This is a genomic window from Halomonas sp. IOP_31 (assembly GCF_021151495.1).
Taxonomy (GTDB): Bacteria; Pseudomonadota; Gammaproteobacteria; order Pseudomonadales; family Halomonadaceae; genus Modicisalibacter; species Modicisalibacter zincidurans.
This window is the reverse complement of record NZ_JAIRBP010000004.1, coordinates 141,662-162,323: the sequence shown is the minus strand read 5'-3', so window position 1 is coordinate 162,323 and position 20,662 is coordinate 141,662. Positions and strand designations below refer to the sequence as shown.

Here is a 20,662-nt window from a genome sequence, read left to right as displayed (position 1 = left end):
CGCCATGGCGCTCGCACCAATCGAGAATCAGCGGTCGGCAGAAGCCACTGTCACCACGGAAGACGAGCTTCACCTCGGGCCAGGCCTGGCGCAGGCGCCGCACCAGCAGGGCCAGGATGGCACCGGCATGGTGGGCGGCGTCGCGATAGGCCGGGCGCAGGTAGCTGACCAGCAACTGCTGGCCACAGAAGACGTAGAGGGGGAGGAAACAATACCCGTCGTAGAAGCCGGAGAAATGCCGGCCAAGCTGCTCGCCGTGCACCGGGTCGTCGGTGGCGTCGAAGTCGAGAATCAAGCGCTTCGTCGGTGGTCGGCGGAAGGAGCGGATGAACTGCTCGACGATCTCCTCCTGGATGGCCACCGCCCACTGGCGACTGGCCTGCTGCTCGAAGCGACACAGCGTCGACTGGCTGGCCAGCACGCCATCGGTATCGACCGCGGTCTGGAGGGCGATGTCGCGGCGCAGGGCATGATGATCGTTGAGGTCTTCGTAGCCCAGTGCCAGGCCGAACACGCGCTGCCGGAGCATGGTCTCCGCCCGGTGCTGGCAACGGCGAGCGGCCCGGGCGTCATCCAGACGACGGGCGATGGATCGGGTCAGGCCCATCTCGCGATCGAGCTGGCGAAGCAGCAGGACACCGCCATCGGAGGTGATCTCACCGCCGTCGAAACCGGCGGTGACCTGGCGGCCTTTACAGCGTGGAAACGAGGCGGTCGGCATGGTACATTTCGTCATGGCGGTTGATGCGGTTGATTCTTGTGTAGGAGCTTGAATTATAACCGATTTTCAGCCGCTTTTTTCATGTCTGATGAAATATCCGGGCTAGCCGTGTTATTGGTTTTAATGTCTAAAGGCCTGACCTTTGGGCCAAGTATTGGCCTATAATGCATCCGTTCGCAAATATCCAAACGTCTAAGAGGGCTTTGGCGGTCCCGATGAATTACCCGTCTTTACAACTTATGTCTGATGCGTCAACGCCAGGAGATGCGTGAATGCCGATCCAATCCATTCGTTCACAGCGGCTCTATCGTCAGATTGCCGATCAGTTACTGGTATTGATCCAACAAGGTGAATTTCCGCCCGGCAGTTTGTTGCCCCCGGAACGGGATCTGGCCCAGAAGCTGGGCGTCAGCCGGGCCTCGGTGAGGGAGGCTCTGATTGCTCTGGAGGTAGTGGGCCAGGTCGAAGTCAGGGTCGGCCATGGTGTCCTGGTGCTGCCAAGATCGACAAAGGTCGAGTCTTCGGTGATGAGTGCGGCGCGGCGCAAGGAGCCATGGGCGCTGGATCCGGAATTTGCCAGTGAGATTGAACTAGATCTCGACCAGGAGATCCCGCCATTTGCATTGCTGCAGGCCAGGCGCTTCCTGGAGCCTGAAACTGCCGCGTTGGCGGCAATAAATGCTACTGACGATGAACTTGCAGCAATTCATGCTTCCTATGAGAGAAACGTCGAGGATAATCGCTTCGGGGGGCGCAATCAGCCGGGCGACCGATTGATGCACATCCGCATTGCCGAGGCGTCCGGCAACGCGGCTTATGCCATGACCATCAAGCATCTTCTGGGGCATCAGTACGGCGTCATGTTCCGCCGATTACAGGACCTGTTCATGGAGACCGACATGCCGCGTCATTCTCAGGAAGACCACTTGAGAATAGTCACCGCGATCGAAAACCGTGATCCAGATGAAGCTCGAAGGGCCATGGAAGTGCATCTCGACCATGTGTTGCGGGTTTTCTTCGACGCTTAGTAAAGGGCTCGCCGGTACCCGTCAGCAAGCGTGGGTTGAACCCTCGCAGCGCGTAAACCACCAGCAGATCATGGGCATAAGCTCGGCGTTCTATCACGAAGTGCAGGCCCAATACTCCAACACAGTGGTGGTCGATGATTCTCTTCATATGGTGGCCAAGTACAGGCGCGATATGGTGGGTTGGGTGTGCGTCGATCAGCCAATCAACTGTGGGACGACAAGATTGCCCGCAAGGTCTCAAGAGCAGCTGCTGGCTGGCGCTGCGTAATGGCAAAACAGTCGGAAGTCCTATGTAAACCACTAGGTGTGATCTCCCGATAGGTTGTTCTCGGAAAGCCCTACCGTCTGAGGCGCATTCTCCCTCAAGCCGGTGCCACTGTCAGGTGCTTACACTGTCAGCTGTTTACGACGTGGCGAACAGATCGTCCGAGGCGGCGAGACCCACACCCTCGAGCCGCAGCAGCCATTGCTTGCGTGGCAGGCCGCCGGCATAGCCGGTCAACTGGCCGTTGCTGCCGATCACGCGATGGCAGGGCACGACGATCGCCAGCGGGTTGCGGCCGTTGGCGGCGCCCACCGCGCGGTGGCTGTTGGGGCTGCCGATACCCCGCGAGATCGTCGCGTAGCTGCAGGTTTCACCGAAAGGCACCTCGCGCAGGCGTTGCCAGACGCGCTGCTGGAATTCGGTGCCCTGCGGGGCGAGGGGCAGCGAGAACGCCCGCCGCTCGCCGCGGAAGTATTCCGCGAGCTGGGCCTTGCAGCGCTCGATCAGTGGATGAGGGCGGGCGCTATGCGCAGCCTCGTCGACGAAGCGGATGTGGGTGATGCCCTGGTCGCTGGCGCGAATCTCCAGCAGGCCGATAGGCGAGCCGGCGGGCGTGGCGAGGTAGTCGAGGTAGTGAAGAGTGTCGAGGGACATGTCAGCGGTTCCACAGTTGGAAGGTCAGATAGCTGCGCCAGGGCGAGGCGGCGGCGGGATCGGCCCCGTCGAGCTCGCCGAGCGCCTTCTTCACGCCCAGGTCGCCGCCCAGCCAGATATCGGGATGGCTGGCGCCGCGCATGCGCGCGTAATCCACCGTCCAGGGCCCGACGCCCTTGAGCGTCAGCCAGGACTGGGCGTCCTCGTCGTGGCCGTGGGCGAGGTGCCATTCGGCCAGACGGCGCAGCGTGTCGCGCCGCGCGCCCGGCATACCGAGAAAGGCCAGGTCGCTGGCGGCGATAGCGGCCGGCTCGGGAAAGCGGCGACGCCCTTCGCTAGCAGCCTCATCCTCACGCTCACCCAGCGTGTCGACCAATACCTGGGTCAGCCTGCGGGCGGCGGCGACCGAAACCTGCTGGCCGAGAATCGCCTTGATGCCGGCCTCGAACTGGCTCCAGATGCCGGGCAGGCGCAGGCCTTCGACCAGCTTGAGCCCCGGGGCCGTTTGGGCCAGGTGGGCCTCGATGGCGGCGCTGTCGGCATCGAGATCGAGCACGCGGCGGATATTGCCGACCACCGCCTTGAGCGACGCCAGCCGATCGAGTTCGAGGGTCACCGTGAAGCGGTGATGCTGCGGCTCGTGGCGGGCGGTGAAATGTCCCTTGGCGCCTTGCCAGGCAAAGCAGCGACCATAGTGATCGTCGCCGACCCACTCGAGGCCGTCGACCGCGCGCTGGGCTAAGAAGTTGCACAGCCGCTCCCAGGCATAGGGTGGGCGATAGGCCAGTTGCAGCGTCAGTCCGCGGCCACCGGTCGCGGCGCGGCGGCGTAATTCGCCGGGGTTCATGCCCATGCGCGAGCGGAAGGCGTCGTGGAAGCGACGCAGGCTGCGAAAGCCGCTGGCGAAGGCGATCTCGGTCACCGGCAGGTCGGTCTGGTGCAGTAGTTGCTTGGCGAACAGGCATTGCTGGTAGAGAGCGTAGGTCTTGGGCGAGACGCCGAAACGGTCGTGAAACAGCCGGCGCAGGTAACGCTCGCCGATCCCCAGCCGCTCGCACAGCTCACCGAGCGAACCCTGCTGCAGGGCGCCGCCATCGATCAGCCGCTGCGCCCGCTCCAGGGTAGTGTCGACGCCTTTCCAGGCCGGCGAGCCCGGGGCGCTGTCCGGCCGACAGCGCAGGCAGGGGCGAAAGCCCGCCTCGGCCGCCGCCACCGCGCTCGCGAAATAGCTGACGTTGCGCTCGTGCGGCGGCGTGGCCGGGCAGATCGGCCGGCAGTAGATCCGAGTCGTTCTGACCGCGGTGAAGAACTGGCCATCGAAACGCGCATCCCGCGACAGGCGCGCTTGGCGACAGCGTTCGGGGTCGAGCACGGCGTTCTCCTTGGCTTTAAGGGTCAACCTGTCGGCCAGTGTATCGCGTCTGTGGCCGAGGACTCGCCGGAATCGGCACTGTAAATAGCAACCGGAACCTTGCCATGGGTGGCAATCGAAACCTTGCAAAGTGCGTCGCTCGCTATCACCTATCCTCAAGGACAACACCACTGCTTTTCATCCATCGGCAACTTGGAGGCTCGATGTTACCTACGTTCACCCTGCGCTATGTCCGCCTGCCAGCGCACTTCTACGAGCGCTTCGTTCCCGTGCCCGTTGCCTCGCCACAACTGGTGGCCTTCAACCGCCCGCTGGCCGAGGAGCTGGGCTTCGACCTGGACGCCTACGACGCGGCGCTGGCCACCCAGGTGTTTTCGGGCAATCGCGTGCCCGACGGCGCCGAGCCCCTGGCGATGGCCTACGCCGGGCATCAGTTCGGCAACTTCGTGCCGCGTCTGGGCGATGGCCGGGCGGTGCTGCTCGGCGAGGTCACCGACCGCCAGGGGCGGCTGCGCGACATCCAGCTCAAGGGCGGCGGACGCACGCCGTTCTCGCGCGGCGGCGATGGGCGCGCGCCGCTTGGTCCGGTGCTGCGCGAGTACCTGGTCAGCGAGGCGATGCACGCCATGGCTATTCCTACCACCCGGGCGCTGGCGGCGGTCACCACCGGCGAGCGAGTGGTTCGGCGCATCCCCGAGCCGGGGGCGGTCCTGACCCGCGTGGCAGCGAGCCACATTCGCGTCGGCACGTTCCAATACTTCGCCGGGCGCGGCGATATCGACGGCCTGCGCGCGCTGGCCGACCACGTCATCGAGCGCCACTATCCACAACTGCAGCCCGAACTCGCCGACACCGAGCATCTCAACCGTCCCGAGGGCGAGCGCTATTTGGCGCTGCTCGAGGCGGTCCAGGCCCGCCAGGCGGCGCTGATCGCCCGCTGGATGGGCGTCGGCTTCATCCATGGAGTGATGAACACCGACAACATGAGCGTCTCCGGCGAGACCCTCGATTTCGGTCCCTGTGCGTTCATGGAGGCCTACGATCCGCGCACCGTGTTCAGTTCCATCGACGAGGGCGGGCGCTACGCCTACGGCAACCAGCCGGGCATCGGTCAGTGGAACCTGGCGCGGCTGGCCGAGACGCTGTTGCCGTTGATCGACGCGGACCAGGAGCAGGCCATTGCCAGAGCCACCCAGGTGATCGAGACCTATCCGGGGCGCTTCGAGGCCGAGAAACTCGCGGTGATGCGCGCCAAGCTCGGCCTGACCGGCGAGGAGGCGGGCGACGGCGAGCTCGTCGATTCACTGCTGGAGGCGATGCAGGCGGGGCGCGCGGACTTCACCCTGACTTTCCGGCAACTCGGTGACGTGGCGGCCTCGGCCGAGGCCGAACCGGTACTGCTCGAGCTGTTCGAACGCAGCGAGCCGATCCAGGCCTGGCTCGCCCGGTGGCGCGAGCGGCTGGCGCGCGAGGCGGCCGAGCCCGACGAGATCGCCCGGCGCATGCGCGCGGCCAATCCCAGGTACATCCCGCGCAATCACCGCGTCCAGGAGGCGCTGACGGCGGCGGACGACGGCGACTTAGGGCCCTTCGAGACGCTGCGCGAGGTGCTTTCCAGACCCTTCGACGAGCAGCCGGGGCGCGAGGAGTACGCGCTGCCCGCCGCGCCCAGCGAGCAGGTGCTGCGCACCTTCTGCGGCACCTGAGGCGGACGAAAGTCGTACGCGGGCAGGCGTTGTGCGGGGTTGCCGTGCGCGTAAACTGGCCATAGCAAGAATGTTAGCGACAGCCACAATCACAACAGGAGCCGCCCGCATGTCCGTCCGAGATATCGCCCTCTATATCGATGGCAAGCCCGTGCCGTCGCAGTCCGGTGACTGGCGCGAGGTGATCGATCCCGCGACCCAGAAGGTCGTCGCCCGGGTGCCGTTCTGCAGCGTCGAGGAGGTCGACCTTGCGGTGGCCAGCGCCCAGGTCGCCTTCAAGACCTGGCGCAAGGTGCCGCTGGCCAAGCGCATGCGCATCATGCTCGCCTTCCAGGCGCTGATCCGCGAACACACCGGCGAGCTGGCGGCGCTGATCACCGAGGAGCACGGCAAGACCCTGCCCGACGCCGAGGGCGAGGTGGGGCGCGGCCTGGAAGTGGTCGAGCATGCCTGCTCGATCACCTCGCTGCAGCTCGGCGAAATCGCCGAGAATGCCGCCAGCGACGTCGACGTCTATTCGCTCAACCAGCCGCTGGGCGTGGGCGCGGGGATTACCGCGTTCAACTTCCCGATCATGCTGCCGTGCTTCATGTTTCCGCTGGCCATCGCCACCGGCAACACCTTCGTCTTGAAGCCTTCCGAGCAGGACCCGTCGTCGACCATGCGGCTGGTCGAGCTGGCCCATGAGGCGGGTGTGCCGCCCGGTGTGCTCAACGTCGTGCACGGCGGCCCCGAGGTCGCCAACCGGTTGTGCGACCACCCGGACATCAAGGCCGTGTCGTTCATCGGTTCGACGCCGGTCGGCACACAGATCCACGCCCGCGCCGGGGCCGCCGGCAAGCGCGTGCAGGCGATGATGGGCGCCAAGAACCATTGCGTGATCATGCCCGACGCCAATCGCAGCCAGGCGATCAACAACCTGCTGGGCTCGGCGTTCGGCGCCGCCGGCCAGCGCTGCATGGCCAACTCGGTACTGGTGCTGGTCGGCGAAGCGCGCGAGTGGCTCGACGAGATCGTCGACAAGTCCCGCGCCATGACCGTCGGCCCCGGCACCCAGCGCGACGCCGACCTGGGCCCGCTGGTGTCGCCGCCGGCGCGCGAGCGGGTGGTGGCGCTGATCGGCAAGGGCGAGGCCGAAGGCGCTACGCTCAAGCTCGACGGCCGCGGCCTGAGCGTCGACGGCTATCCGGACGGCAACTTCGTCGGGCCGACCCTCTTCAGCGACGTGACCGCCGACATGGCCATCTATCGCGAGGAGATCTTCGGTCCGGTGCTGTGCGTGGTCGGTGTCGACACGCTGGACGACGCCATTGCGTTCATCAACGCCAACCCCAACGGCAACGGCACTTCGATCTTCACCAACTCCGGCTGGGTGGCCAAGCGCTTCGAGAGCGACATCGACGTCGGCCAGGTGGGTATCAACGTGCCGATCCCGGTGCCGGTGGCGTATTTCAGCTTCACCGGTTCGCGGGCCTCGAAGCTCGGCGACCTGGGGCCCAACGGCAAGCAGGCGATCCAGTTCTGGACCCAGACCAAGACCGTCACCGCGCGCTGGTTCGAGCCGGAAAACGTCTCCTCGGGAATCAACAGCACCATCTCGATGGGCTGATTCGTACCATGCTGTAACGCGGCCTCGTCTCGCCGGAGACGGGGCCGTCCTGCGTTGAGAGAAACAAAGAGTCAGTGCGTCTAGACGATCCGGCACCTCTGAAGCAACTGAATGACCGGCTCGAGCTGGCTTTCGTGAAGCACCAGCAGGGTCGTGGCCTGCGGCTCGCCCTCGGCGGGCGTGACGATGGCGAACTCGCCCTCTTCGAGGTGGAATTCGTGGACCTCGCAGGGCCCGGAAGTCGTCAGGCAGCGGATCGAGCGGTAGACGTCGTCCTCGCCGTAGGTAAGGCGATGATAGATCTTGAAGAAGGTATAGAGAAGCAGCCCCTGGTCGAACGCGGGCCAGCGCGCCGGGGTGCTGCGAGTCAGCTCGTCTATCGCCTGGCCGGCCTGCTCGGCCTGGGCGATCGCGTCGTCCAGCGGCCTTTCGAGCAGCGAGCGGTCGTCGCAGGGCAGCGCCTGGCCGTCGCGTCGCGCCTGGCGATAGCGGGCCTCGACGTGGCGCAGGTCGGCGAGGTTACGCAGGGCATGATCGCTATGATTGAGTTCGCCGAGCTGGAAGTTGCCGTTTTCCCAGCCGTGGATCACCCGCACCTTCAGGTCGGCCGCGGCCAGCGGGCGGTCGAGCAGAGCGTGCAGAGCGACCGGCAGGTGGTCCCAGCGTGCATGAACGTGATTGCCGAACGCCTGGTAGGGATCGGCGAAAAGCGCATGCAGCCGGCCGGGGGCATGCTCGTTGGCTTCGTGATAAGGCATGGCGCTTGGACCCTATGTCTGCGTTATTCTTCGTTGTTGTGTCATCGTTTCAGACCGTCGAATGATACGTTGAGCCGGCGGTTCATGCAGCACCGCCAGGCCGGACGCTATGCCCGGCACATCCGAGGTTACGACAATTTGCCATAACTTGGGTTATCGGCGCTGCGGCGTTAATCTTTAATCGACACACCTACATTCACTGTCGCCAGGGGAGTCCTGTCCACAGGGCGGGCTGAGAGTGCGGCTTTACGAAAGCGCTGACCCTGGAACCTGATCCGGTTCATACCGGCGGAGGAAGTGCGACATGCTTTACGCGACCCTGGCCGCGCTCGCTGCGGCGTTGCTGTTGTTTGCCATCCTGGGACTGCGCGCGAGCCGCGCGGGGGACGCGCTCGACGACTACATGACCGCGCGCAATTCGCAGCCGGCTACCACATTAGGGCTGTCGTTCCTGGCCTCGGGAATGGGCGCGTGGATTCTCTTCGCCCCGCCGGAAGTGGGGGCCTTCGTCGGCCCGGTGGCGCTGGCCGGCTACGCCATCGGCTCGGCGCTGCCGTTTCTCGTGCTGGCATTGTGCGGCCCGGCGATCCGCCGTCGCCTGCCCGAGGGGCGCAGCATCGGCGAGTTCGCCGCGGCGCGGTTCGGCAGTGGCGTACGCCGCTACGTGGCGCTGATCTCGGTACTCTACATGGCCTGCTTCCTGGCCGCCGAGTTGAGCGCCATCGGCGGGATCACCGAATTGCTCTCGCCGCTGTCGGGCAGCGTGGCGATCGTCGCCGTGGCGGTGACCACGCTGGCCTATACCGCCTGGGGCGGGCTGCGCGCGAGTCTGGTCACCGACCGCTGGCAGGCGCTGTTGCTGAGCGCGCTGCTGCTGGTCGTCGGCGGGGTGGCGCTGGCGCGAATGCCCGCGTTGCCGGCCTCGGCCGCACTGCCCGACGTCGCGTTCGGCGATGCGCTGGGCGTGGCGCTGACGCTGGTGATCGCGGTGACCGCGGCCAACCTGTTCCACCAGGGTTACTGGCAGCGCGTCTGGGCCGCCCGCGATTCCCGGGCGCTGGGACGCGGCGCCGTACTCGGCGCCGTGACGACGGTAGTGGTGGTCGCCGTCGTCGGCGGGTTGGGAATCCTCGCGGCGCTGAGCGGCGCCCGGCTCGGCGAGCCGCCGATGCCGTTCTTCGCCCTGCTGAACGGCGCGCCGGGCTGGCTGAGCCTGCTGGCGCTGGTGCTGGCGGTGACGCTGGTCGCCTCGAGTGTCGATACGCTGCAGAATGGCATCGCCTCGCTACTGGTCGGCGAGGGTGACAGCCTCGACCGACGCGGGCTGTCGCTGAGCGGGGCGCGCTGGATCACCCTGGCGTTGATGGTGCCGGCAATGCTGGTGGCGCTGCAGGGCGTGTCGGTGCTGCGGCTGTTTCTGATCGCCGATCTGTTATGCGCCACGGCGGTGGTGCCGGTGCTGTTGGGGCTCTGGTCGCGGATGAGCACCGCTGCGGCGGTGGCCGGTGGGCTGGCCGGGCTGAGCGGCGCGGTGCTGCCGGGCTGGATCGCCCAGGGCAGCCTGGCAGGCGGTCTGCTGGCGGCGAGCTTCCCAGGCGGCGCGCCAACGCTGGCGCCATTCCTCGGCGCGCTGACGGCGTCGGCGGTGGTGAGCGTGGCGGTGGCATGGCTGCGGCCGGTGAGGGCGCTGTCGGCCCAGTGATCGGCTGGCTCGCTGGCTGCCCGCTGTGCCACTCCGCGACCGGAGGCAGTTTGCAAGCGGGCCGCCGCGCTTTCAGACTGAGTCGGCTAGGCTGTTATGCAGCCTCGCAACAGACCCGCCCACGTGACCAGTTCAGGGAGTAGCCGTGATGAGTGATGAACCCCACGCCGACCCGCGTCGTCGCTATTCGAGCCCGGTGGTCGACGGCCCTGGCAAGTCGGCCAGCCGCGCGATGCTGCGTGCGGTGGGCTTCGAGGACGACGATTTTTGCAAGCCGCAGGTGGGCATCGCCTCCACCGCCAGCCAGGTCACGCCCTGCAACAGTCATATCGACGAACTCGCCGAGCAGGCCCGGGCGGGAGCCGACGAGGCCGGCGGCAAGGGCGTGGTGTTCAATACCATCACCATCTCGGACGGCATCGCCAACGGTACCGAAGGCATGAAGTATTCGCTGGTCTCGCGCGAGGTGATTGCCGACTCGATCGAGACGGTGGCCGGTTGCGAGGGCTTCGACGGGCTGGTGGCGATCGGCGGCTGCGACAAGAACATGCCGGGCTGTCTGATCGGCCTGGCGCGGCTCGACCGGCCCAGCGTGTTCGTCTACGGCGGGACCATTCTGCCGGGCGCGAATCACACCGACATCGTCTCGGTGTTCGAGGCGATGGGCGCCCACTCGCGCGGCGACATCGACCTGATCGCGCTCAAGCAGATCGAGGAGACGGCGATTCCCGGACCGGGCGCCTGCGGCGGCATGTACACCGCCAATACCATGGCCTCGGCGATCGAGGCGCTGGGCATGAGCCTGCCCAACTCCTCGGCGCAGAACGCCGTCTCCGACACCAAGCGCGACGACAGCCGTGCCGCCGGGGCGGCGGTGCTCGCGCTGCTCGCGCGTGACCTCAAGCCCAGCGACATCATGACCTCTGATGCCTTCGAGAACGCCATCACCGTGGTCATCGCGCTGGGCGGCTCGACCAACGCGGTGCTGCATCTGCTGGCGATGGCCAGCGCCATCGGCGTCGAGCTTTCGGTGGACGACTTCACGCGGATCGGCCGGCGCGTGCCGGTACTCGCCGACCTGCGGCCCAGCGGGCATTACATGATGAGCGAACTGGTGGCGATCGGCGGTATCCAGCCATTGATGAAGACGCTGCTCGAGGCCGGCCTGCTGCACGGCGATTGCCTGACGGTGACCGGCAAGACGCTGGCCGAGAATCTCGCCGAGGTCGCGCCGTACCCGGACGATCAGCGGATCATCGCGGCGCTCGATGCGCCGATCAAGGCGCAGAGCCATCTGCGCATCCTGCATGGCAACCTGGCGCCGGAGGGCGCGGTGGCCAAGATCACCGGCAAGGAGGGCACGCGCTTCACCGGCCGCGCGCGGGTGTTCGGTTCCGAGGAGGAGGCCCAGGCGCGCATCAACGACGGCAGCGTGGTCGCCGGCGAGGTGGTGGTGATCCGCTACGAGGGGCCGCGCGGCGGGCCGGGCATGCGCGAGATGCTGACCCCGACCTCGGCGATCATGGGGCGTGGGCTGGGCGATCGGGTGGCGTTGATCACCGATGGCCGCTTTTCCGGCGGCAGCCACGGTTTCGTGGTCGGCCACGTCTCGCCGGAGGCGTTCAACGGCGGGCCGATCGCGCTGGTCGAGGATGGTGACGAGATCACCATCGATGCCGAGGCCGACACCATCAACGTCGCGCTCAGTCACGACGAGTTCGAGCTGCGCCGCGCGGCCTGGCGCCAGCCCGAACCGCGCTATCGGCGCGGGGTGCTGGCCAAGTATGCGCGCACCGTGAGTTCGGCATCGCTTGGAGCGGTGACGGACCTGCCGGAGTAGCCGATGGCCGCGATCCACAACGGGTCAGCGCCCAGCCCGACACAGGCTCCTCAGGGTGGCGTGGCCGTGGCTACGCTCGGGGTTGACTCGCCGTCGTCGACGACGCTTTCCACCCGATCGCGGATCGCCTGGAGGTCGTCGGCGGAGAAATGCTCCAGACGACCGGCGAGCAGGTCGCTGATGCGCTGAGAGGGGATGCCGGCGCGCCGGGCGATTTCACGGTTGCCGAGTTCTGAAAGGGCGATGCGGCGAGTGACTATGCGCATCAGACGGGTGCGATGTTCCATGTCTCGAACATCGAAGTCCCGTTTGCGGCACTGTGCGCGTGAGGCACAGTTGCCGGTTTGTCGTACCGCGTCCATGAGGCTCCAGAAGTGACAATCGGACCCCTCAAGCATGCGCAATTTTTTCCCGCGCGACCAGTGCAAATTCAAGCTTTTTCAGGGGCATCTTGCCGCGCATCGGCCGCTACCGTCGCGAGGCGTCAAATCTCGTCGCGTGGCGGCGTGGGGCGCACCAGGATCTCGTTGACGTCGATGTGTTGGGGCTGGCTGATGGCGTACATCACCGCGTTGGCGATATCGCGATCGGCCAGGGCCGGCTCGCGGCGGGCGTTCGGCAGGGGAATACCGTTGCACGGCGTTGCGCCGTGCAACGGGAGGGGCGTGCGTTAGATGACCCGATCGGTACGCAGCACGCAGGCCTCGCTGTCGTCGTCACGGTCTTCCTCGCCGTAACGATTGGCCCCGGAGCGCAGGCTGACGCTCAGGTTGTTGTGCGCGTCCTCGGTCTCGGCCGGCAGCAGGTGCTTGACCGCGTCCTTCTCCTCGAGCAGCTCCTTTTCGGTGGCGTCGAGGCGCTTCTGGGCGGCGTCGTCGATGGGCAGGCCCTGGACGATCTGGTAACGGCCGTAGCGGCAGCGCACCGGGAACGAGAACACGATGCCCTTGGCGATGCCGTAGCTGCCGTCGGAGACGATGCACATGCTGACGAAGTCGCCCTCGGGCGTGCCCATGTACCAGTCGCGCATGTGATCGATGGCGCCCTGGGCGGCCGAGGCGGCACTGGATTGGCCGCGGGCGTCGATGATCTCGGCGCCGCGCTTCTGGACGCGCGGAATGAAGGTGTTGTCGACCCAGTCGTGATCGAGCCCGGGCCAGATCGGTTCGCCCATCGCCTCGGCGTTGCGCACGTCGGGAAACTGGCTGGCGCTGTGGTTGCCCCACACGGCGACCTTGCGGATGTCGGCGGTGTTGAAGCCGGTGCGGTTGGCGATCATGCCCTTGGCGCGGTTGTGGTCGAGCCGGCTCATCGCGGTGAACTGCGACGGCGACAGGTCGGGCGCGTTGCGACTGGCGATCAGCGCATTGGTATTGGCCGGGTTGCCGACCACCAGCACCTTGACGTCGGGGTTGGCGTGGTCGTTGAGCGCACGGCCCTGACGGCTGAAGATCTCGGCGTTGGCGGCCAGCAGATCGGCACGCTCCATGCCCGGGCCACGCGGCTTGGCGCCGATCAAAAAGGCGAAATGCACATTGCGAAAGCCGTCTTCCGGGTTGTCGTGCAGCCGCACGGCATGCAGCAGCGGGAAGGCGCAATCCTCGAGCTCCATGGCCAGACCGCGTAGCGCTTCCATGGCTTCGCTGCGCTCGATCAGCTGCAAGATGATGGGCTGATCGGTGCCGAAGACCTCGCCGGCGGCGAGACGAAAGAGTAACGAGTTGCTGATGCTACCGGCGGCGCCGGTGACGGCGATGCGGAAGGGGCGTTTCATCATTGGGTTCCCAAGGCTGGTTGGATGGTGGCGCTAGCCACGCGACATCGTCATCTGGCCCGATCGAAGCCGATGGCTGCGCGCTGAAAAATGGCCGTCGGGCTCCGCGGAGCCCGACATACAGGCTAGCATAGAGGGCTGGAGAATTTTCAGCGACCCCCACCATCGTGGCACAGGCTGGGTCTTGCCACATAGGGAAAGGCCCGTCCCAGGTAGCGATCGGCGCTGGCCGTGTCCGCATGATCGAGCAGTGTCGAGGGGTGCTGGTCGAGGATGTGCGGGGTATGGCGACGCAGCCAGCCGAAGGTGATCGGCGTGACGATGACAGTGCTGGCGGGCGCTTGTCCCGGCTCCATGACGTCGGCGATCAGTAGCCGGCAATCGTGGCGGATGGTGCGCAGCGAGAGTATCTCGTCCTGGGGCCGGTCGAGATTGAGCACATTGGCTATCGCCAGCGTCAGTACCGGCGCCAGGCCGCCCCGCGCCACTATCCGTTTCAGATAGGCCGGCGAAAAGTAGCTGTCGGCGCCGTCGTCGGCGCTGATGCATTGCCAGGCATACCAGTGCCCAGGATAGAGCGGTAAAGGAGCGTTTGACGGCTGCACTAGAACCCTCACAAGTCCGTGTGAGTGGATAGTCAGTATGGAGAGCAGCCGCGGGGACACTCAATACGAATCTTCTGGCACCTATACGCGGCATGAAGGGTTGGTTATTTTAGCTGAAGGGCGTTCGATCACGGACAGAAGATCTTCGCATGTCGCCTGATATCCTTGAGGTAAAAGGCTGACGTGACGCTAACGGATCGCTGGGCGAGCGTTTTCAGCGATGATTAACCGGGCAGGGACATAAAAGGGGCCGGGTATTGGAAGCCTCAACGAAGCGTACACGGGGAAGCATGGACGGCGCGACACAGCGCTTGCGGATACGCAGCGAACAGGTGCGCATCCTCTACGACGGGTTGTGGCTGCCGATGGTCTCGGTGGTACTGGTCGCGGGGCTGCTGCTGGTCTCGTTGTGGTCGGTCGTCGACCAGCGGCAGATGCTGGCCTGGGTGACGGCGGTGGTACTGATCACGTTCGCCCGTCTGGGACTGGCCTGGCGCTTTCAGCGCAAGCAACCGCCGGCCGAAGCGGCGCGGCGCTGGATGATCGGCTACGCGATCGGCTCGACCGCCAGCGGTTTGCTGTGGGGCGCATGTGGTCTATGGCTGTTTCCGGTCTCCGACTTCCAGCATCAGGTGATCCTGGTCGTGGCGCTGGCCGGCATCGCCTCGGGCGGGGCGGCGACCATGGCGCCGGTGTGGCCGATCGCGGCGACGTTCCTGATTCTTACACTGCTGCCATTGAGCCTGCGTTACCTGTGGCTGGGCGGCCCGGCGTCGCTGACCGCGGCGGCGATGGTGTGGCTCTTCCTGGGTTTTACGCTGGCCGTCAGCCATCGCTGGAACCGCATCCTGCGCGACAACTTTCATCTCCAGGCCGAGGGCGAGGCGCGCGAGCAGGCGCTGCGCGCGAGCGAAAGCCGCTACTACACCATCTTCCAGGCCTCGCCACTGGGCATGCTGCATTTCGACGCCCAGGGCCGGGTTACCGACTGCAACGACAAGCTGCTTCAGATTACCGGCGAGTCCCGCGAGCGCTTTCTGGGGTTCGACATGCTGGAATCCGTGCAGAGCATCCGCGTCAAGCGGGCCGTGCAACGTGCGCTGAGCCATGGCGAAGGCTATTACGAGGGCGACTACAGCATGCTGACGGCATCGGGCCCGGCCTTGCCGGTGCGAATCCTGTTCAGCGGCGTGCGTGACGATCAGGGCGCTATCGTTGCCGGCGTGGCGGTCGTCGAGGATTTGACCGAGCGGCGCCAGGCCGAGGAGACCATCCACCGTCAGGCTTATTACGATGCGCTGACAGGACTGCCCAACCGGCGCCTGCTCAGCGAGCGTCTGGCGCAGCTGATGGCCGAATCGGCCCACCGTGGCGAGCACGGCGCGGTGCTGTTCATCGATCTGGACCGCTTCAAGGAGGTCAACGAGTCGCTTGGCCACTCGGTCGGCGACCGGCTGCTCAATGCCACGGCGCGCCGCCTGACCGAGCTGCTGCGCGATGGCGACATCGCCGCGCGCGTCAATAGCGACGAGTTCGTGGTGGTGGTCGCACGCATCAGAGGCGATCGTCAGCAGGTGATCGATGGCGTCAACGGCGTTGCCGAGCGTGTCATGAGCGCGCTTTCCGAGCCCTACCATCTCAGCGATCGACCGCTGTTGGTGACGCCGAGTATCGGTTTTGCGCTGTTCGGCGAAGAGCAGAGCAGCGCGACCGGGCTGCTCAAGCAGGCCGAAACGGCGATGTTCCAGGCCAAGACGGAGGGGCGCGCGAAGGCCTGCGGCTACTTGCCGAGCATGCACACGGCGGCGGTATGGCGACTGAATCTCGAGCAGGACCTGCGCCTGGCGCTCGAAGGCGACCAATTGCAGCTGCATTTTCAGCCCCAGGTCGACGGCGATGGACGGATCGTCGGCGGCGAGGGGTTGTTGCGCTGGTTGCACCCGAAGCGCGGCATGGTCCAGCCGGTCGAATTCATTCCGGTGGCCGAGGAGAGCGGGCTGATCCTCGATATCGGCCAGTGGGTGCTGGACCAGGCCTGCGAGGCGCTCATGCGACTCGATGCGCGGCAGCTCCCTCGGCTGTCGATCAATATCAGCCCGCGCCAGTTCGGCCAGCCCGAGTTCGTCGCCTCGATCGGACGCTGCATCGAGCGTTCGGGCATCGATCCGTCGCGTTTGCAGCTCGAGATCACCGAGGGAGTGATGATCGACAACCTGATCGAGACGATCGAGACGATGCGCGACCTCAAGCGTATCGGCGTGGGCCTGGCGATCGACGATTTCGGGGTCGGCTACTCGTCGCTGTCCTACCTGAAACGCTTGCCGCTGGACGAACTCAAGATCGATCGCAGCTTCATTCAGGAACTCGACAACTCGAATGACGAGGCGATCGTCCAGACGATCATCACGATCGCTCGGAACCTGCATCTGACGGTCGTCGCCGAGGGCGTCGAGAGCGCCGCGCAACGCGACTTCCTGCTGCGCAACGGCTGTCACATCTTCCAGGGCTTCTGGTTCTTTCGTCCGTTGCCGTTCGATGCGCTGGTCGCGGCGATCAACGATTGTCAGAGCACGGCGTGAGCGCTCCCGAACAGCCGGGCATATGGCGCCGGTCAAGCGGATGCACTGTTGCCGGGTGCGGCTTCGGCATCGATGGCGGCAATTGCCTCGGCTGCCCGTTGCAGGGCCGGCAGGAACTCCCGGGCGCGCTCCGGCGTCAGGCGCATGGTCGGTGCCTGAACGGCAATGCCCAGATTCGAGCGCCCCTTGCTGCCGGGAACCAGCACCGCGATGCACAGCAGTCCCGGCAGGAACTCCTCGTCGTCGAAGGCGTAGCCGTCGCGACGCACACGCTCGATCTCGTGTTCCAGTGCCTCGACATCCGCCCGGGTGTTGGGCGTGAAGCGCTCCAGCGTCACGTGGGCGAGCAACCGCTTGCGCTGGGCCGGTGGCATCTGCGCCAGAAACAGCTTGCCGCTCGCCGAGGCATGCACCGGCACCCGTGAACCGGGGTGCAGGTAGAAGCGCAGCGGCGCGCTGGTCTCGACACGATCGAGATACAGCACCTCGTTGCCCGACAGAGCCGTGATGTTGCAGCTTTCGCCGATCTCCTCGACTAGCCGGCTGAGCACGCCATGACGAGCGCCGTGCACGGTGTTGTTCATCAGCAGGGTCTCGGCCAGACGCCGCAGACGCATACCGGTCCCGTAATGTCGGCTGTCGCCATCGCGCTGCAGCATGCCGGCGGCCTCGAGCTGTTGCAACATGCGGTGCAGCGTGGGCTTGGGCAGCCCGGTCTCCTCCACCAGCCCCTGCAGCGTGAAGAACTGATCCTTTTCCGCGATGACTTCCAGCAGCGCCAGCAGGCGCATCGTTGGCGTGTCGCCATCGATCTTGGCTACGTCAGACGTCATGTCGAGCCTCTCGTACGGATGGTCGTGGGCATGAGAGCAATATACCAATTCCTATATTTGGTAAAAAGCATACCATTTTTTGAAATATTCATTGACGATGAGGCGAGACGGTCGCTAGATTCTTTCCCCATGTTCCATTCGTTGGAATCCAGCGTTCCGGTTGGCTTTATCGCCACGTGGCAGGGGCGCCGTGGCTGTGCGGTCGCCACCGCGCAAAGGCCGGGCACGAGCGACTATCGGAGGGGCATGGCATGCAGGACTTCCTGATCATCGGCGGGGGTGTCATCGGCATGATGACCGCCTGGCAACTGGCCGAGGCCGGCCACTCGGTAACGCTGCTCGAACGCGGCGAATGCGGCAAGGAGGCCTCCTGGGCCGGGGGCGGTATCGTCTCGCCGCTGTATCCCTGGCGCTACGAGGAGGCGATCTCGCGTCTGGCCGAGTGGTCCGAAGGACGTTACCCGGCTCTGGCGAATCGCCTGACCGGGGAGACGGGGATCGACCCCGAGTACCGCCAGACGGGATTGCTGTATCTCCACGTCGACGACGAGGCCGACGCCGTGGCGTGGGCGCGGCAACGGGGCAAGCCGCTGGTGCGCGTGGATGCCGATTTCGTCTATGGCAAGGAGCCGCACCTGGCGGCCGGGCTCGACGATGGACTGTGGATGCCGACCCTCGGCAGCATCCGCAACCCGCGGCTGGGCCAGGCGCTGCGCGCCCGGTTGCGCACCTTGCCGAAGGTCGCCGTGCACGAGGGCTGCCGGGTCGAGCGGCTGGTCGTCGAACGGGGCAGGGTGACGGGCGTGCAGACCGCCGGGGGGCATTTCGGGGCGGCACGCGTGATCGTCTGTGGCGGTGCCTGGAGTGGACGGCTGTTGGGTGAAGTCGGGGTGGCGCTGCCGGTGCGCCCGGTCAAGGGCCAGATGATGCTGTTCAAGACGCCGCTGACGACCGGTTGTCGGCAACTGCTCGAGCGCGTGGTGTTGAAGGACGGGCGCTACCTGATTCCGCGCGCCGATGGCCGGGTGCTGATCGGCTCCACGCTGGAGGAGGCCGACTTCGACAAGACACCCACCGCGGCGGCCCATGCATCGCTGCATGCCAGTGCGGTTGCCATGCTGCCGGGGCTGGCCGAGTGCGAGGTGGAGCATCACTGGGCGGGGCTGCGCCCCGGTTCGCCCGAGGGCGTGCCCTTCATCGGCGAGGTGCCGGGCATCGCCGGGTTGTTCGTCAACGCCGGGCATTACCGCAATGGGTTGGTGCTGGCGCCGGCCGCGACGCGCCTGCTGGTCGATCAACTGTTGGGACGTGAGCCGATCGTCGATACCGCGCCCTACCGGGTACCGGCGTCCACGGATCATGAGCCCGCCATGCTGGCCCAACAAGCGACTCCCCACTGGCGCTAAGTCATGCGGATGCTTGGCACTACCCTCGAAGTCATCGCGGTGGCCGCTGGCCGATCGCGGACTACCCCAGTCGAGGGGAACCACATGAGCCAGCTCGGTATTGAACTCTTGGAAGCCTTCAGCGAGGCCTTGAACCGCCACGACATCGATGCGGTGATGGCGATGATGACCGAGGATTGCGAATTCCATGCCCTTGCCGGACCGGAACTGATGGGCAAGCGCTTCGTCGGGCAGGCCGAGGTGCGTCAGGCCCTCGAGAATGCGTGGAAGGTGCGCCGGACGCGGCCTGGGTCGATGGCGAACATGTCGTGGTGGGGGACCGGGGCTTTAGCGAGAGCACCTGCAAGGGCACGACCGTGGATGGCGTCCGCTCCGAGGCGCGCATGATCGACGCCTTCACCTTCCGCGACGGCAAGATCGCGGTGAAGAACGCCACGCCGGGGCGCTCAGGATGCACGAGGAGTGCGTGGCGGGCATGCAAACCTTCAAGCCTGATCGCCGATATCGACTGCGATCCCCAGCCCGGCGGCCATCACGCGCTGGGCTATGGCGGCAACGGGGTGATGTACTCGGCCCAGGCAGGACGCCGGCTGGCACAATGTACCATGGCTCGTTGCTCGATCGGCTCCAGTCGCATCTTCGCATGGCCCAGCGCAAAGGGCATTGCCGAGGCACGGCGAATGCCGCATGGTCGTCGACAAGAGCGCCGGCAGGCTCGGTATCGTGCGGCGCCCTTATCGGCCCGCTAACGAGGTGGCGATATGCGTGGGGCATTCGGCTTCGATCTGCGCAGCATGGAAATCTTCGTCGAGACCCTGGAGCGGGGCAGCCAGACGGCGGCGGCGCTGCACCTGGGACTCAAGCAGTCGTCGGTCTCGCAGAGCCTGGCCAATCTCGAGGAAACGCTGGGGGTGTCGCTGTTTTTGCGCCACGCCCGGCCGCTGGAGCCGACCGCCGCGGGGCGCTTCTTCTATGACCGAGCCCAACGCATGCTCGGCGAGGCCCGCGCAACGCGGCGCGAACTGCGCAGCGGCGCCTTCCAGCAGCTTCATCAGGTGCGCATCGCGCTGGTGGATTCGCTGGCCACCGCGGTTGGCCAGCCGTTGATCGAGGCGATCAAGCGTCATACCCGCGATTACACCCTGACCACCGGGCTCTCCCACCTGCACGGCCATGCGCTGCTGACCCGTCACGTCGATATCATCGTCTCCGACGACCGGCTCGAGAACTACGATGGGCTCGAGCGCCATTCGCTGCTCGACGAACCCTTCGTGCTGGTACTGCCTCGGCATTGGCATGGCGGCCACGACAACCTGCGTTGGCTGGCCCGGCAGCTGGATTTCGTGCGCTACACCCCGCAGTCGCTGATCGGCCAGGCGATCGAGCGACACTTGCGGCTCAACCAGCTGGAACTGCCCGCCCGGCTGCATCTCGACAACACCTTCGCCCTGCTGCGCATGGTCGACGCCGGCGTCGGCTGGACGATCACCACGCCGCTGTGCCTGTGCCAGGCCGGGCTCGAGCGTCTCGACGTGCAGGTGGTCGAGCTGCCCATCGCCCCGTTGCGTCGCGAATTGACGCTGGTGGCGCGGCGCGACGAGCTTGGCGACCTGCCTTCGCAGTTGGCCCGCGACAGCCGCGGGTTGCTGAAGACGCGCTGCGCCGGTGAGCTCCTGCGCCATCTGCCCTGGTTGGCCGCGCAGATCGACGTGCGCTGAAGGCTGCGTGCTGCGTTGCGGTGCACTATCGATTTTTTCGATAGCCAACCGGTGTCTGGCGCCGATGCTAGTTGCCGCGCCGGGACGAGTCT

At 66.0% G+C, this 20,662-nt stretch carries 19 protein-coding genes and 1 riboswitch; of the genes, 10 read left to right on the top strand and 9 right to left on the bottom strand.

All coding sequences use genetic code 11. The features are described 5' to 3' along the window. A partial coding sequence (locus K7I12_RS04270; RefSeq protein WP_442908016.1) for an IS1380 family transposase occupies positions 1-736 on the bottom strand: 736 nt, incomplete at its 3' end. A gap of 257 nt (positions 737-993) precedes the next feature. Between K7I12_RS04270 and K7I12_RS04265 the strand changes: the two genes are divergently transcribed. After that, positions 994-1,749, top strand: a complete 756-nt coding sequence (locus K7I12_RS04265) for a FadR/GntR family transcriptional regulator (RefSeq protein WP_231663120.1) — start codon at positions 994-996, stop codon at positions 1,747-1,749. A 403-nt stretch (positions 1,750-2,152) separates the two neighbouring features. Here the strand turns inward: K7I12_RS04265 and K7I12_RS04260 are convergent, their stop codons facing one another. Beyond that, on the bottom strand, positions 2,153-2,668 hold the full coding sequence (locus K7I12_RS04260) for a methylated-DNA--[protein]-cysteine S-methyltransferase (protein ID WP_231663118.1): 516 nt from the start codon (positions 2,666-2,668) through the stop codon (positions 2,153-2,155). Position 2,669: 1 nt separating this feature from the next. Then, positions 2,670-4,040 carry an AlkA N-terminal domain-containing protein gene (locus K7I12_RS04255; RefSeq protein ID WP_231663117.1) on the bottom strand — a complete coding sequence of 457 codons (1,371 nt, stop codon included), beginning with the start codon at positions 4,038-4,040 and terminating at the stop codon, positions 2,670-2,672. Between the two features lie 203 nt (positions 4,041-4,243). On the opposite strand from K7I12_RS04255, the gene K7I12_RS04250 reads away from it, so the two are divergent. Together K7I12_RS04250 and K7I12_RS04245 are read left to right on the top strand one after the other, a co-directional pair. After that, positions 4,244-5,746 carry a protein adenylyltransferase SelO gene (locus tag K7I12_RS04250; protein ID WP_031382573.1) on the top strand — a complete coding sequence of 501 codons (1,503 nt, stop codon included), beginning with the start codon at positions 4,244-4,246 and terminating at the stop codon, positions 5,744-5,746. A gap of 109 nt (positions 5,747-5,855) precedes the next feature. Next, the gene (locus K7I12_RS04245) at positions 5,856-7,355 is read left to right on the top strand and encodes a CoA-acylating methylmalonate-semialdehyde dehydrogenase (RefSeq protein WP_231663116.1); all 1,500 of its coding nucleotides are present in this window, start codon (positions 5,856-5,858) and stop codon (positions 7,353-7,355) included. An 80-nt stretch (positions 7,356-7,435) separates the two neighbouring features. On the opposite strand, the gene K7I12_RS04240 is transcribed toward K7I12_RS04245, so the two are convergent. Further along, positions 7,436-8,113, bottom strand: a complete 678-nt coding sequence (locus K7I12_RS04240; RefSeq protein ID WP_031382575.1) for a hypothetical protein — start codon at positions 8,111-8,113, stop codon at positions 7,436-7,438. A gap of 197 nt (positions 8,114-8,310) precedes the next feature. Continuing rightward, positions 8,311-8,428, top strand: a riboswitch (TPP riboswitch). On the opposite strand from K7I12_RS04240, the gene K7I12_RS04235 reads away from it, so the two are divergent. Continuing rightward, complete coding sequence (locus K7I12_RS04235; RefSeq protein WP_231663115.1) at positions 8,418-9,815, top strand: sodium:solute symporter family transporter; 1,398 nt, start codon at positions 8,418-8,420, stop codon at positions 9,813-9,815. Its footprint overlaps the riboswitch before it by 11 nt. A gap of 148 nt (positions 9,816-9,963) precedes the next feature. Beyond that, complete coding sequence (ilvD, locus tag K7I12_RS04230) at positions 9,964-11,655, top strand: dihydroxy-acid dehydratase (protein WP_231663113.1); 1,692 nt, start codon at positions 9,964-9,966, stop codon at positions 11,653-11,655. Positions 11,656-11,705: 50 nt separating this feature from the next. On the opposite strand, the gene K7I12_RS04225 is transcribed toward ilvD, so the two are convergent. The 4 genes from K7I12_RS04225 to K7I12_RS04210 form a co-directional block, all read right to left on the bottom strand. Beyond that, positions 11,706-11,942, bottom strand: coding sequence for an XRE family transcriptional regulator (locus K7I12_RS04225; RefSeq protein WP_231663112.1), 237 nt, complete (start codon positions 11,940-11,942; stop codon positions 11,706-11,708). Between the two features lie 197 nt (positions 11,943-12,139). Beyond that, positions 12,140-12,310, bottom strand: coding sequence for a hypothetical protein (locus K7I12_RS04220; protein WP_331460572.1), 171 nt, complete (start codon positions 12,308-12,310; stop codon positions 12,140-12,142). Between the two features lie 15 nt (positions 12,311-12,325). Further along, positions 12,326-13,429, bottom strand: coding sequence for a malate dehydrogenase (locus K7I12_RS04215; RefSeq protein WP_031382578.1), 1,104 nt, complete (start codon positions 13,427-13,429; stop codon positions 12,326-12,328). A 149-nt stretch (positions 13,430-13,578) separates the two neighbouring features. Further along, on the bottom strand, positions 13,579-14,034 hold the full coding sequence (locus tag K7I12_RS04210; protein WP_231663111.1) for a hypothetical protein: 456 nt from the start codon (positions 14,032-14,034) through the stop codon (positions 13,579-13,581). Between the two features lie 290 nt (positions 14,035-14,324). Here K7I12_RS04210 and K7I12_RS04205 point away from each other — a divergent pair, with 290 nt between their 5' ends. Then, positions 14,325-16,613: a putative bifunctional diguanylate cyclase/phosphodiesterase gene (locus K7I12_RS04205; RefSeq protein ID WP_231663110.1), complete on the top strand. Its 2,289-nt coding sequence runs from the start codon at positions 14,325-14,327 to the stop codon at positions 16,611-16,613. A gap of 32 nt (positions 16,614-16,645) precedes the next feature. On the opposite strand, the gene K7I12_RS04200 is transcribed toward K7I12_RS04205, so the two are convergent. Next, positions 16,646-17,446 (bottom strand): IclR family transcriptional regulator, encoded by an 801-nt coding sequence (locus K7I12_RS04200; RefSeq protein ID WP_231663109.1) that lies wholly within the window; start codon positions 17,444-17,446, stop codon positions 16,646-16,648. A 251-nt stretch (positions 17,447-17,697) separates the two neighbouring features. On the opposite strand from K7I12_RS04200, the gene thiO reads away from it, so the two are divergent. From thiO to K7I12_RS04180, 4 genes are all read left to right on the top strand, one after another. Then, a complete protein-coding gene (gene thiO / locus K7I12_RS04195; RefSeq protein WP_051907330.1) occupies positions 17,698-18,852 on the top strand; it encodes a glycine oxidase ThiO in 1,155 nt (384 codons plus the stop codon). Positions 18,853-18,936: 84 nt separating this feature from the next. Further along, positions 18,937-19,239 carry a nuclear transport factor 2 family protein gene (locus tag K7I12_RS04190; protein WP_231663108.1) on the top strand — a complete coding sequence of 101 codons (303 nt, stop codon included), beginning with the start codon at positions 18,937-18,939 and terminating at the stop codon, positions 19,237-19,239. After that, positions 19,236-19,601 (top strand): hypothetical protein, encoded by a 366-nt coding sequence (locus K7I12_RS04185; protein WP_201448164.1) that lies wholly within the window; start codon positions 19,236-19,238, stop codon positions 19,599-19,601. The genes K7I12_RS04190 and K7I12_RS04185 overlap by 4 nt, the downstream gene beginning before the upstream one ends. 12 nt (positions 19,602-19,613) lie before the next feature. Next, positions 19,614-20,570, top strand: coding sequence for a LysR family transcriptional regulator (locus K7I12_RS04180; RefSeq protein ID WP_031382583.1), 957 nt, complete (start codon positions 19,614-19,616; stop codon positions 20,568-20,570). The last annotated feature ends 92 nt before the right edge of the window (positions 20,571-20,662 follow it).

What these genes read in the sequence shown, in the direction of transcription:
- K7I12_RS04265 (WP_231663120.1), top strand. Translation starts at nt 994, where the DNA reads ATGCCGATCCAATCCATTCGTTCACAGCGGCTCTATCGTCAGATTGCC.
- K7I12_RS04260 (WP_231663118.1), bottom strand. Translation starts at nt 2,668, where the DNA reads ATGTCCCTCGACACTCTTCACTACCTCGACTACCTCGCCACGCCCGCC.
- K7I12_RS04250 (WP_031382573.1), top strand. Translation starts at nt 4,244, where the DNA reads ATGTTACCTACGTTCACCCTGCGCTATGTCCGCCTGCCAGCGCACTTC.
- K7I12_RS04245 (WP_231663116.1), top strand. Translation starts at nt 5,856, where the DNA reads ATGTCCGTCCGAGATATCGCCCTCTATATCGATGGCAAGCCCGTGCCG.
- K7I12_RS04240 (WP_031382575.1), bottom strand. Translation starts at nt 8,113, where the DNA reads ATGCCTTATCACGAAGCCAACGAGCATGCCCCCGGCCGGCTGCATGCG.
- K7I12_RS04235 (WP_231663115.1), top strand. Translation starts at nt 8,418, where the DNA reads ATGCTTTACGCGACCCTGGCCGCGCTCGCTGCGGCGTTGCTGTTGTTT.
- ilvD (WP_231663113.1), top strand. Translation starts at nt 9,964, where the DNA reads ATGAGTGATGAACCCCACGCCGACCCGCGTCGTCGCTATTCGAGCCCG.
- K7I12_RS04225 (WP_231663112.1), bottom strand. Translation starts at nt 11,942, where the DNA reads ATGGAACATCGCACCCGTCTGATGCGCATAGTCACTCGCCGCATCGCC.
- K7I12_RS04215 (WP_031382578.1), bottom strand. Translation starts at nt 13,429, where the DNA reads ATGAAACGCCCCTTCCGCATCGCCGTCACCGGCGCCGCCGGTAGCATC.
- K7I12_RS04205 (WP_231663110.1), top strand. Translation starts at nt 14,325, where the DNA reads ATGGACGGCGCGACACAGCGCTTGCGGATACGCAGCGAACAGGTGCGC.
- K7I12_RS04200 (WP_231663109.1), bottom strand. Translation starts at nt 17,446, where the DNA reads ATGACGTCTGACGTAGCCAAGATCGATGGCGACACGCCAACGATGCGC.
- thiO (WP_051907330.1), top strand. Translation starts at nt 17,698, where the DNA reads ATGCAGGACTTCCTGATCATCGGCGGGGGTGTCATCGGCATGATGACC.
- K7I12_RS04190 (WP_231663108.1), top strand. Translation starts at nt 18,937, where the DNA reads ATGAGCCAGCTCGGTATTGAACTCTTGGAAGCCTTCAGCGAGGCCTTG.
- K7I12_RS04185 (WP_201448164.1), top strand. Translation starts at nt 19,236, where the DNA reads ATGATCGACGCCTTCACCTTCCGCGACGGCAAGATCGCGGTGAAGAAC.
- K7I12_RS04180 (WP_031382583.1), top strand. Translation starts at nt 19,614, where the DNA reads ATGCGTGGGGCATTCGGCTTCGATCTGCGCAGCATGGAAATCTTCGTC.